11 protein-coding genes and 2 pseudogenes are annotated in these 10621 nt (G+C 64.6%); 6 read left to right on the forward strand and 7 right to left on the reverse strand.

The genetic code is table 11. From position 1 onward, the window contains the following. Positions 1 to 214: pseudogene (locus tag B2W70_RS16315) on the forward strand (tRNA adenosine(34) deaminase TadA); the annotation flags it as partial. Positions 215 to 220: 6 nt separating this feature from the next. Here the strand turns inward: B2W70_RS16315 and B2W70_RS16320 are convergent. The 4 genes from B2W70_RS16320 to B2W70_RS16335 all read right to left on the reverse strand — a co-directional run bounded on the left by B2W70_RS16320 (position 221) and on the right by B2W70_RS16335 (position 3554). After that, a complete protein-coding gene (locus B2W70_RS16320) occupies positions 221 to 796 on the reverse strand; it encodes an NAD(P)H-dependent oxidoreductase (RefSeq protein ID WP_286747264.1) in 576 nt (191 codons plus the stop codon). Between the two features lie 63 nt (positions 797 to 859). Continuing rightward, the gene (locus B2W70_RS16325; RefSeq protein ID WP_286747265.1) at positions 860 to 1276 is read right to left on the reverse strand and encodes a MerR family transcriptional regulator; all 417 of its coding nucleotides are present in this window, start codon (positions 1274 to 1276) and stop codon (positions 860 to 862) included. A 59-nt stretch (positions 1277 to 1335) separates the two neighbouring features. After that, on the reverse strand, positions 1336 to 1872 hold the full coding sequence (locus B2W70_RS16330) for a ribonuclease HI family protein (protein WP_286747267.1): 537 nt from the start codon (positions 1870 to 1872) through the stop codon (positions 1336 to 1338). Next, positions 1872 to 3554 carry an electron transfer flavoprotein-ubiquinone oxidoreductase gene (locus tag B2W70_RS16335; protein ID WP_286747269.1) on the reverse strand — a complete coding sequence of 561 codons (1683 nt, stop codon included), beginning with the start codon at positions 3552 to 3554 and terminating at the stop codon, positions 1872 to 1874. Before B2W70_RS16335 ends, B2W70_RS16330 begins: the two co-directional genes overlap by 1 nt. A gap of 223 nt (positions 3555 to 3777) precedes the next feature. Between B2W70_RS16335 and B2W70_RS16340 the strand changes: the two genes are divergently transcribed. From B2W70_RS16340 to B2W70_RS16355, 4 genes are all read left to right on the forward strand, one after another. Beyond that, a complete protein-coding gene (locus B2W70_RS16340) occupies positions 3778 to 4563 on the forward strand; it encodes an SDR family oxidoreductase (RefSeq protein WP_286747271.1) in 786 nt (261 codons plus the stop codon). 180 nt (positions 4564 to 4743) lie between these two features. After that, positions 4744 to 5214, forward strand: coding sequence for an acyl-CoA thioesterase (locus B2W70_RS16345; protein ID WP_058085810.1), 471 nt, complete (start codon positions 4744 to 4746; stop codon positions 5212 to 5214). Between the two features lie 214 nt (positions 5215 to 5428). Next, positions 5429 to 6139, forward strand: a complete 711-nt coding sequence (locus tag B2W70_RS16350) for a CoA transferase subunit A (protein ID WP_058085809.1) — start codon at positions 5429 to 5431, stop codon at positions 6137 to 6139. Positions 6140 to 6142: 3 nt separating this feature from the next. Further along, on the forward strand, positions 6143 to 6775 hold the full coding sequence (locus B2W70_RS16355) for a CoA transferase subunit B (RefSeq protein WP_286747274.1): 633 nt from the start codon (positions 6143 to 6145) through the stop codon (positions 6773 to 6775). Positions 6776 to 6782: 7 nt separating this feature from the next. Here the strand turns inward: B2W70_RS16355 and B2W70_RS16360 are convergent, their stop codons facing one another. The 3 genes and pseudogenes from B2W70_RS16360 to B2W70_RS16365 all read right to left on the reverse strand — a co-directional run bounded on the left by B2W70_RS16360 (position 6783) and on the right by B2W70_RS16365 (position 8830). Next, a complete protein-coding gene (locus B2W70_RS16360) occupies positions 6783 to 7799 on the reverse strand; it encodes a HAMP domain-containing sensor histidine kinase (protein ID WP_349677467.1) in 1017 nt (338 codons plus the stop codon). Positions 7800 to 7814: 15 nt separating this feature from the next. Beyond that, positions 7815 to 8279, reverse strand: a pseudogene (locus B2W70_RS18490) (hypothetical protein); the annotation flags it as partial. A 2-nt stretch (positions 8280 to 8281) separates the two neighbouring features. Beyond that, positions 8282 to 8830 (reverse strand): heme NO-binding domain-containing protein, encoded by a 549-nt coding sequence (locus B2W70_RS16365; protein ID WP_286747276.1) that lies wholly within the window; start codon positions 8828 to 8830, stop codon positions 8282 to 8284. Between the two features lie 138 nt (positions 8831 to 8968). Between B2W70_RS16365 and B2W70_RS16370 the strand changes: the two genes are divergently transcribed. Next, positions 8969 to 10474 carry a DNA recombination protein RmuC gene (locus tag B2W70_RS16370; protein WP_286747278.1) on the forward strand — a complete coding sequence of 502 codons (1506 nt, stop codon included), beginning with the start codon at positions 8969 to 8971 and terminating at the stop codon, positions 10472 to 10474. Positions 10475 to 10621 lie beyond the last annotated feature (147 nt).

The following is a 10621-nucleotide window of genomic DNA, read 5'->3' on the forward strand; positions in this document are numbered from 1 at the left end:
GGGCGGCGTGCTGGCCGAGCCAGCCAGTCAGTTGCTCAAGCAGTTCTTCGCGGAGCGGCGTGCTCAGATCAAGGCCGAGCGCGACGCCCGTCAGGCAGCGGCTTCGCGTCAGGCACTCAATGGGTTGGAAGTCATCGAGCCCGACCCGGAGCACGAGCCCTTGCCCTTGCCTCAGGTCATCGATGGCGAGCTCGGGGGCTTGCCGCCTGCCTGACCCTGATCACAGGGCCGCCAGCCGCCTCACCTCGGCCAGCCAGCGCTCGCGCTGTTCGGGCTTGGAGGTGGCAATCGGGGCGAACGTGGTGGTGCTCAGCAGCTTCATGCCGCAGAACTGCAAGATGGTGTGCTTCATCTGCCGCCAGGCAGGGCGCCCGTAGGCCAGCCGGTCGTACCACCCGGGCGTGTCCAACGTGACGACGATGCGCGCTGTGCGGCCCTTGAGCAGCTTGTCCCAACTGCGGTGGCCCTTGTGGAACTTGTAGGCGAAGCCCGGGAGCAGCACGCGGTCAAGGAAGCCCTTGAGCAAAGCCGGCAGGCCGCCCCACCACACGGGGTAGATCCAGACGATTTCTTCGGCCCAGAGGATGTCGGCCTGTGCGGCTTGCAAGTCGGGCTCCAGCGGCTGCTCGCCCCGGTAGGCACCGTGCAGGATGGGATCGAAGTTCAGTGCATGCAGGTCGATGCGACGCAACTCGCGGCCCGCCTGGCTTGCTGCGTCGGCATACGCTTTGGCCAAGGCGGCGTTGAAGCTGTCAGGGCTGGGGTGTCCGAGGATGAGCAGGGTGCGTGTGGTCACATGGGCTCCATCTGGTGTGTGAACAAGGTGGCTGCATGCTGAACCTTGTCCCCAGGGGCAAGGTCAAGCCTTGGCGAGTTCCGTCGTCAGCGCGACACAGTCTGGTTCGTTGGCGATCAGGCCGGGCAGGGTGGCCTGCAGGGCTGCGAGTTCGGCGTCAAGGGCCTGCAAGCGCTTGATTTCGTCGGCGATTGATTCGCGCTTGTGGCTCAGCGCCTGCACGAAGCGGGGCCAGTCGGGCGTGCAGTCGACGGTGCCGAGCTGGCGCAACTCGGCCAGCGTGAAGCCCAGGCACTGGGCCTTGCGGATCAGGCGGATGGCGTCGATGTGTTCGGGCTGGTAGAGCCGATAGCTGCCACGGCGCGGCACCGCGGGCATCAGCCCCAGCGACTCGTAGTGGCGGATGGCCTTGGCGCTCACGCCGCTGTGGCGCGAGGCCTGCCCGATGGTGAAGTGGTTGGTGAGGCGGTCGGCGTGCATGGCGGCAAGCTTAGGTCAGGCGCCCCGAGCCTGCCATCACCCGAAGGCGTGGCGTGGTTTCAGCCGCGCCGCCGTGCCTTGGGGTGGGGCACCTGAACAGGCTTTGGGGGCAGGCCCAGCGCTTCGCGGGCCAATGCATCGGCCTGCGCGTTGCGGTGGCGGGGCACCCATTGCACCGAGAAGTGCGTCAGCCGGGCCGCCTGCGCCCGAGCTTCGTTCACCCAGGTTTGCAGCGCTGGGGGCAGGGCGGGTGCATCGGCTTGGCTCAGGTGGTCGCGCACCTGGGTGCTGTCGGTGTGCAGGTGCAGGCTGCGTGCGCCGTGTTGCAACGCCAAACCCAGCAGGGCCACGGTGGCGCGCCATTCGGCTTCGTTGTTGCAGCCGCTGCCGCTCAGGCGCTGTGACAGGTGGTGCACTTCACCGTTGGGTGAGGTAAGCACGGCGCCCAGGGCCATGGTGCCCGGGTTGGGCCAGGCGCCGCCGTCGCAATGGGCCACCCAGGTGGCGTCATCGGCTGGGTGTGCGGGCTGGGCATCGTCACCATCCGCGTGGGACACAAAAAAGGAGCCCGAAGGCTCCTCTTGGCGCGAAGGCATCACATGCCGGAGTAGTTCGGGCCGCCGCCGCCTTCGGGCGTGATCCAGACGATGTTCTGGGTCGGGTCCTTGATGTCACAGGTCTTGCAGTGCACGCAGTTCTGGGCGTTGATGACCAGTTGATCGGTGTTGTCCTTCTTGACGAACTCGTACACACCGGCCGGGCAGTAGCGCGACTCGGGGCCGGCGAACCTGGCCAGGTTGGTCTGCACCGGCACCGACGCGTTTTTGAGCGTCAGGTGAGCGGGCTGGTGCTCGGTGTGGTTGGTGTTCGAGACGAACACCGAGCTCAGGCGGTCAAAGGTGATCTTGCCATCGGGCTTCGGGTACTCGATCTGGCGGCACTCGGACGCGGGCTTGAGGAAGGTGTGGTCCGCGGCGGGGTTGCGCAGGGTCCACGGGGCTTCCTTGATGCCCAGACGGGGCAACAGCCAGTGTTCGACGGCGGTCATGACGGTGCCGACGTAGAAGCCCTTCTTGAACCAGGTCTTGAAGTTCTTCGAGGTCTTGAGTTCTTCATGCAGCCAGCTTTGTTCGAACAGCTCGGGGTAGCGAGTCAGCTCGTCGTGCTGACGGCCGGCGCTCAGGGCTTCAAACAGGGCCTCGGCGACCAGCATGCCGGACTTCATGGCGGCGTGCGAACCCTTGATGCGTGCAGCGTTCATGTAGCCGGCGTTGCAGCCGACCAGGGCGCCACCCTTGAAGATGGTCTTGGGCAGGCTGGGCAGGCCGCCGTTGTTGATGGCGCGCGCGCCGTAGCTGATGCGCTTGGCGCCTTCCAGGTAGTGCTTGATGACCGGGTGGGTCTTCCAGCGCTGCATTTCCTCGAAGGGGCTCAGCCAGGGGTTCTTGTAGTCGAGGCCGACCACGAAGCCCAGGGTGATCTTGTTGTCAGCCAGGTGGTAGAGGAAGCCGCCACCGAAGGTCTGGGTGTCCATCGGCCAGCCGCCGGTGTGCACCACCAGGCCGGGCTTGGCCTTGGCCGGGTCGATTTCCCACAGTTCCTTGATGCCGATGCCGAAGCTTTGCGGCGCCTTGCCGTCGGCCAGGTTGAACTTGGCCAGCAGTTGCTTGCCCAGGTGGCCGCGAGCGCCTTCGGCGAAAATGGTGTACTTGCCCAGCAGTTCCATGCCCAGCTGGAAATCGCCAGTGGGCTCGCCCGACTTGTCGATGCCCATGTTGCCGGTGGCCACGCCCTTGACGGAGCCATCGTCGTTGTAGAGCACTTCGGCGGCGGCGAAGCCAGGGAAGATCTCCACGCCCAGGCCTTCGGCCTGCTGCGCCAGCCAACGGCAGACGTCGCTCAGGCTGATGACGTAGTTGCCCTCGTTGTGCATGCAGTTGGGCACCAGCGCATCCGGGGTCTTGATGCTGCCGCCTTCGGTCAGCACATAAACCTCGTCACCGGTGACGGGCTGGTTCAGCGGGGCGCCCAGTTCCTTCCAGTTGGGGAACAGCTCGTTGATGGAGCGGGGGTCCATCACGGCGCCAGACAGAATGTGCGCACCGGCTTCGGAGCCTTTTTCGAGCACGACGACGTTGATTTCCTTGCCGGCTTTTTCGGCCAGTTGCTTGAGCTTGATGGCGGTGGACAGACCTGCGGGGCCAGCGCCCACGATGACGACGTCATATTCCATCGATTCGCGGGGACCAAACTGCTCAAGGATTTCCTGGGGCGTCATCGTGTTTCCTTCTGTTCGGGCAACAGGGTGTGGTGGGTGTTTTTCGTACGGGCGCGATTCTACGTGCAGTCGGCACCGCATTTTCACAAAAAAGCACGATCGTTCGAAAATTGCCCCGTGCCTGGGTGGGGACAAGCTGGGCTGACTTGTCCGTTCACTTCACCAGATGGGAATCCGGGGGGCGCGTGCTAAGGTTTGAGGCCTGTTTGAGGAGCACTTGCACATGAGTTACACCCTGGACCTTTCCGGCCGCGTGGCCCTGATCACTGGCGCATCGAGCGGCCTGGGCAAGCAGTTTGCCTTGACCCTGGCCAGGGCCGGTGCGGCCGTCGTGCTGGCAGGCCGTCGCGTCGAATTGCTCAAGGACCTGCGCTCCGAAATCGAAGCCTCTGGCGGTGACGCCCATGTCGTTGGCCTGGACGTGACCGATCTCGCCAGCATCCGCTCGGCAGTGGCGCACGCTGAAACCGAGGTCGGCCCCATCGACATCCTGATCAACAACTCGGGCGTGAGCACCACCGAGCGCCTGGTGGACGTGACCGAAGAGAGCTATGACTACGTCTTCGACACCAACACGCGAGGCTCCTTCTTCATGGCCCAGGAAGTGGCCAAGCGCATGCTGGCGCGTGCCAAGGGCGCGGCGCCTGGCACCTACACGGGCGGACGCATTGTTAACATCGCTTCGGCCGCAGGTCTGCGCACGCTGCCGCAGATCGGCGTTTACTGCATGAGCAAGGCTGCCGTCATCCACATGACCAAGGTCATGGCCGCCGAATGGGGTCGTTTCGGCATCACCACCAATGCGATCTGCCCTGGCTACATCCACACCGAGATCAACGACCACCACTGGTCAACCGATGCAGGCAAGAAGCTGGTGAGCATCCTGCCGCGCAAGCGGGTGGGGCAGCCCAAGGACCTGGATGCGCTGCTGGTGATGCTGTGCGCGGCCGAGAGCGACTTCATCAACGGCGCGGTCATCTCGGCGGATGACGGCATCGCTGCGGCCTGAGGCTGCTGGCTGGCTTTGATGCCTGCACGGCGTCAAGGTTGGCACAGTCCCCTTGAAAAGCCCCGGGCGCGACCGCAACTGAGCGGCATCGCGCCTTTTGTGTCGCTGCCCGCTCGGGTGGCGCGGCTTGTTCGCCGTCTTTCGCCCTTCTTCGTTGTTTTTCGCTGATCGCCTGCTCTCATGCGCCTCGACATCCCCGAACACAAGATCCTGGTCCACCAGCTGGAGCTGCCCATCCTCTGGGGCGACATGGACGCCCTGGGCCACATCAACAACACCGTCTACTTTCGCTACATGGAGCAGGCGCGGGTGTCCTGGATCCAGGACATCAGTGGCTCGGTGGGCGCCGATGGTGAAGGCCCGGTCATCGCGAACGCGTTTTTCAACTTCTATCGGCCTCTGGTGTTCCCGGGCACGGTGACCATCAAGCTGCACGTGGCCGATCCGGGGCGCACCAGCCTGGACACCTTCGTGACGGTGGAGCGCACCGATGAGCCTGGGGTGGTCTATGCCGCTGGCGGCGCCACCCTGGTCTGGATCAACCAAGGCACGGGCCGCCCCACCGCCTTGCCCGAAGCCTTCCGCGCACTGAAGGCGCCCACGCCGGCCCTGCCCGGGGCCGACACGCCACCTGCCTTGCCGGGCAAGTGAGGTCGGCGGGCTGACGCGATCGCCCGCGCAGGACACTCCCTGCGCCACACCTGGCCATGCCCGGATCCCTGAATGCCTGCGCGGTTGCTGCAACAGCCGCGCTTTTTTCGTTTTCACGGCTGGCTTTTTTGCCGGCGACCGGTGTACGCTTTGCTCACGCTGCACCGCAGCATTCTTGGCCGCGTGCGGCCCCTTTCAGCCAAGGAGTGATTGGATGAACAAGGTCTATCCCGACGCCGCCAGCGCGCTGGCTGGGATCGTCAAAGACGGGCAACTGCTCGCGGTGGGGGGCTTCGGCCTGTGCGGCATCCCCGAGGCACTGATCGACGCGCTGCAGGCCAGCGGGGTCAAGGGCCTGACGGTGATCTCCAACAACGCAGGGGTCGATGGTTTCGGGCTGGGCAAGCTGCTCAACACGCGCCAGATCAAGAAGATGATCTCCAGCTACGTGGGCGAGAACAAGGAGTTCGAGCGCCAGTACCTGGCGGGCGAGCTGGAGCTTGAGTTCACGCCACAGGGCACGCTGGCCGAGAAGCTGCGCGCCGGCGGGGCAGGCATCCCGGCCTTCTTTACCAAGACCGGTGTGGGCACCATCGTCGCCGAGGGCAAGGAAACGCGCGAGTTTGACGGCGAGGTCTACGTGATGGAGCGGGCCCTGTTGCCCGAGGTCGCTCTGGTCAAGGCCTGGAAGGCCGACAAATCGGGCAACCTGATCTTCCGGCGCACCGCACGCAACTTCAACCCGGCTGCGGCCATGGCGGGCAAGACCACGGTGGTCGAGGTCGAAGAGATCGTCGAGACGGGTTCGCTCGACCCGGACTCGATCCACCTGCCCGGCATCTACGTGCACCGCATCGTGCTGAACGCGACGCCTGAAAAGCGCATTGAAAAGCGCACCACCCAACAAAACCCGAAGGGAGCCTGAGCCATGCCCTGGACCCATGACGAAATGGCGGCCCGCGCGGCCAAGGAACTGCAAGACGGCTTCTACGTCAACCTGGGCATCGGCCTGCCCACGCTGGTGGCCAACCACGTGGCCCCGGGCATCGACGTGTGGCTGCAGTCCGAGAACGGCATGCTGGGCATCGGCCCCTTTCCCGATGAAAGCGCCGTTGACCCTGACCTGATCAACGCCGGCAAGCAGACCGTGACCACGTTGCCGGGCAGCTCGATTTTCGGCAGCCACGAGAGCTTCGCGATGATCCGCGGCGGCAAGATCAACCTGTCCATCCTGGGCGCCATGCAGGTGTCCGAACAGGGCGACCTGGCCAACTGGATGATCCCGGGCAAGATGGTCAAGGGCATGGGCGGCGCCATGGACCTGGTGGCAGGTGTCAAGCGAGTGGTGGTGCTCATGGAGCACGCCGCCAAGAACGGCGAGCACAAGCTGCTGCAAAAGTGCACGCTGCCGCTGACGGGCGTTGGCGTGGTCGATCGCATCATCACGGAGTTGTGTGTGCTCGACGTGACGCCCAAGGGCTTGAAGTGCGTTGAACTGGCCCCTGGTGTGACCGAGGACGAGGTGCGCACCAAGACCGGCGCACACGTCGAGTTCGCCTGACGCCGGTTCAGGCCAGAGGGAACCAAAGGGTCGCGCAGGTGCCGCGGCCCTTTTCACTGGTGACGTGCACGCTGCCGTTGTGCAACTTCATGATTTGCTCGACCAGCGACATGCCCAGTCCGGATCCCGGAATGTTGCACGAGGGGTCGGCGCGATAAAAGCGTTCAAACACCCTCCCAAGCTGTTGCGGGGTCATGCCGATCCCATGGTCCTCGACCGAGATGCCCACGCCGTCCCGTCCTCCGGTAGTTTGGGCAAAGCACCGTATCTCCACGGGCCCTCCGGCGGGCGAGTATTTGATCGCGTTGTTGATCACGTTGCCCAGCGCCTGCCTGGCCTTGACGCGATCCGCCGCGATGAGGGGCAATTGCTCTGGCCATTGCCAATCGAACCTGGCCTGTTGGCCGGCATCGCAATATGAGCCGATGCAGTCGATCAACATCTCCTTGCAGTCGCACGCGGTGATGTTCAGGTCATCAATCTGCCTGGCCTCGATGCGGGCCAGGTCGAGCACTTCTTGCAGCAGGCTCACCATCCAGCTTGCCTGCTTGTGGATCGTTGCCGCCACCGATTTGACCTGCTCGGCTTTCAATTCACGGCTGACGAGCATCTCGCTGAACCCGAAGATGCTGGTCATGGGTGTTCTGAGTTCGTGCGCGGCGGTGCTGAGGAATTCACTCTTCATCCGGTCGACCAAGGTCTCGCGTGTGATGTCCCGAATGAACAGCACGTGGTCCGACGCGGCAGCGCTGCGGTAACTCAAAGCCAGGTGTTGTCCATCCTTGACTTGCATCGTGAACGCATCGAGGCCCTCGCTGGCGGGCTCGGGGAGCTGGTTCAGGCGCAATCTGGCTGCATCGTGGGGCGCGGCCAGCTCCTGCAATCGGCACTCGACGTCGCTGATGTGGCAGGGGCTGGGCGGCCCATTGTTCCACCGCAGCAGCTGATGAAACAGCGCGTTGGACTGCCGCAGCTCCCCTTGGTCCGAAAAGTAGGCGATGCCCAGCGCCGAGAGCTCGCTCATGAGTTGCAACTGCTGGCTTCGCTGACGCAGGCGATCGGTCAGGCGTTGCGCGTCGTCCAGCGATGTTTGCGCTGCGCGCTGCAACATCAGCATGTCGCCCGTGGCGTCGTGCAGGGCGAGGTCCGAGAGTTGCAGGCCATGGCGTCGAAGGTCTTCGAAGCGGTTCACCACGGGCGAGAGCAGCAGCAGCGTCAGCTCGTTTGACTGGCGGCAGATCTGTCCTCGCAAAGCGAGTCCGCCAGCCTCGTTCGCGCTGAGCACCACGGCCTGTCCCTCGTGCTGCGACCAATTGGTTGTCTGGGACAAGGACCTTGGACGACTGGCAGACATGTGTGCCTTCAAGGGCTCGCCGGGCTTCAGCTTCGGCAGCGCCCTTTGCAAGGCTGATCCCACGGCGTGCACCATGCCCTCGGCATCCAACAGGATGTAGAAGGGGAACGCCGCATCAAGCGCAGCGCCCTGGATGCACGGCTCAGCCATGTTCACGGCAGGATTCGGATGTGAAAACGGTCTTGCGGCGATTCGTTGCTGCGCCAGCCTGTCTGCTGGATGTCGATCACTTGATGGAACCGCTTGGCCAGGCCGACGATGAGGCCCTCCACCATGGGCGCCAGGCCATCGCGGTGCGATTCGTAGACCAGGTCCAGTTCGGACTCGCTCTTTTCTTCGACGCGGAAATGCGGCGGCCTGATGTTGGGCATCGTGACCTCGATCCGCGCGTGCATGTGGTTCATGCCATGCAGGAACGAGCGCAGATCGTCGCCGCACATGGCGAGCATGTCTCCGTAGCCCTCCTCGGCTGTGTAGAGGATCCAGTACTCGCCAAATGCCTTGAGAACCTGATCTGCGGGAAGCCCGAGCTCCTGGCTGACCGCCTGCACGAGACGGTAAGTGACGCCGTCGTCGTACGTCTGCATGGCGACGAAACCTTCGTCCGGCCATTGGGCCGCCTGACAGACGCGACGCCAGCCTTCTTCGCCCTTGAGCGAGACCACCAATTGCTCGATGGCGCGGTTGACCAGTCCGTACATGAGGCCTCCTGTGTCAAAGGGCATGGACTCGCATGGCCCACGTCAGGGAGTATGGAGACAGGCCCGCACGCTGTGTCACATGTCGTCACATTCAGCGGCGCCTTCCCGGTAAGAGATCACGTCTGAGACAATCCGCGCATGCCTTGGATTGAAATTGCCCTGCTCATTGGTGTCCTGCTCCTGCTGATCGTGCTGATCGCACGACAACCCCGGTCGCCGGAGGTAGCGCTGAGCGCCCTTGCCGGGGACATCAAGGCCCATGCGGAGGCGCGGCAGCATGAGCTCGAGCGACAACTCCGCGACGAGTTGCAGCGCAGCGCCAGTGGCACCCGCCAGGAGTTGTCACAAGGGCTGGGGCAGAGCATGGGCTTGTTCCAGCAGACCCTGCTGAGCCAGCAAGGCGACGCCACGCGCACGCAGAACGAACAGCTCGACAGCTTCCGTGTGCAGCTGGCTGCCATGCAGCAAGGGCTGGCGGACGCCCTGCGCGACAACTCGCACCAGGCCGCGCTGCAGTCGTCGAGCTTGCGCGAGGCGCAGTCGCAGGCACTGGCCCGTTTCAACGAGGCCCAGGAGTCGGCGCTCAAGCGCCTGAGCGATGGCATGGCCGAACAGTTGCGCACCTTGTCGGAGGCCAATGACCGGCGCTTGAGCGAGGTGCGCCAGACCGTGGAGCAGCGCTTGCAGTCGCTGCAGGCCGACAACGAGAAGAAGCTCGAGCAGATGCGCCAGACGGTGGACGAGAAGCTGCACGCCACGCTGGAGCAGCGCCTGGGTGAGAGCTTCAAGCAGGTGGCAGATCGCCTGGAGCAGGTGCACAAGGGACTGGGCGAGATGCAGCGCCTGGCCAGTGACGTGGGCTCGCTCAACCGCGTGCTCAGCAACGTCAAGACGCGCGGCATCTTTGGTGAGGTGCAACTGGCCGGCCTGCTCGACCAAGTCTTCACGCCTGAGCAGTATGGTGTCAACGTCGAGACGGTGCCCGGCTCGGGGGCCCGTGTCGAATTCGCGATCCGGCTGCCGGGGCAGGGCGATGCCCATCAGCCGCTGTGGCTGCCCATCGACGCCAAGTTCCCGCGTGAGGACTACGAGCGCTTGCTGGAGGCACAAGAGCGGGCCGACGCGCCTGCGGTCGAGGTCGCTGCCAAAGCCATCGAGCAGCGCCTGCGCCTGGAGGCCAAGACCATCCGCGAGAAGTACATCGCGCCGCCGCACACGGCGGACTTCGCCATCCTTTTTGTGCCCACCGAAGGTTTGTACGCCGAGGCCTTGCGCCGGCCTGGTTTGGTCGAAGCCCTGCAGCGCGAACACCGTGTGATGCTGGCGGGCCCAACCACCTTGCTGGCCACGCTCAACAGCCTGCAGATGGGTTTTCGCACCCTGGCGCTGGAGAAGCGTTCAACCGAGGTTTGGCAGGTGCTGGGCGCGGTCAAAACCGAGTTCGGCAAGTTCGGCGATGTGCTGGCCAAGACCAGGAAAAAGCTCGAAGAGGCTGGCAACACCATCTCATCGATCGAGACGCGCACGCGCGTCATGGGCAAGGCGCTCAGGGATGTCGAGGCCTTGCCTGACACCCAGGCCCAGTCGCTGTTGCCAGGCGCAGACGCCTCAGCGGTTGATGTCGGGGGCGACGAGCAGGCCTGAGCACTGCGCAGCTGCGCCCGCCCTCAGGCCTTGGCGCCCAGCGCCTTGGCGCGCTCTTGCCGCTGGCGCAGGGCTTCGCCCGTGGGCTGCTGATCCAGTTGGGTCGGCCAGCCCCGCAGGTGCTGCTCGACGATGCGGCTGAGCGCG

This window comes from Aquabacterium sp. UBA2148, assembly GCF_002328915.1.
Lineage (GTDB): Bacteria > Pseudomonadota > Gammaproteobacteria > Burkholderiales > Burkholderiaceae_C > Aquabacterium > Aquabacterium parvum.

What these genes read in the sequence shown, in the direction of transcription:
- B2W70_RS16330 (WP_286747267.1), bottom strand. Translation starts at nt 1,872, where the DNA reads ATGCCTTCGCGCCAAGAGGAGCCTTCGGGCTCCTTTTTTGTGTCCCAC.
- B2W70_RS16335 (WP_286747269.1), bottom strand. Translation starts at nt 3,554, where the DNA reads ATGACGCCCCAGGAAATCCTTGAGCAGTTTGGTCCCCGCGAATCGATG.
- B2W70_RS16360 (WP_349677467.1), bottom strand. Translation starts at nt 7,799, where the DNA reads ATGAGCGAGCTCTCGGCGCTGGGCATCGCCTACTTTTCGGACCAAGGG.
- B2W70_RS16370 (WP_286747278.1), top strand. Translation starts at nt 8,969, where the DNA reads ATGCCTTGGATTGAAATTGCCCTGCTCATTGGTGTCCTGCTCCTGCTG.
- B2W70_RS16340 (WP_286747271.1), top strand. Translation starts at nt 3,778, where the DNA reads ATGAGTTACACCCTGGACCTTTCCGGCCGCGTGGCCCTGATCACTGGC.
- B2W70_RS16365 (WP_286747276.1), bottom strand. Translation starts at nt 8,830, where the DNA reads ATGTACGGACTGGTCAACCGCGCCATCGAGCAATTGGTGGTCTCGCTC.
- B2W70_RS16345 (WP_058085810.1), top strand. Translation starts at nt 4,744, where the DNA reads ATGCGCCTCGACATCCCCGAACACAAGATCCTGGTCCACCAGCTGGAG.
- B2W70_RS16350 (WP_058085809.1), top strand. Translation starts at nt 5,429, where the DNA reads ATGAACAAGGTCTATCCCGACGCCGCCAGCGCGCTGGCTGGGATCGTC.
- B2W70_RS16325 (WP_286747265.1), bottom strand. Translation starts at nt 1,276, where the DNA reads ATGCACGCCGACCGCCTCACCAACCACTTCACCATCGGGCAGGCCTCG.
- B2W70_RS16355 (WP_286747274.1), top strand. Translation starts at nt 6,143, where the DNA reads ATGCCCTGGACCCATGACGAAATGGCGGCCCGCGCGGCCAAGGAACTG.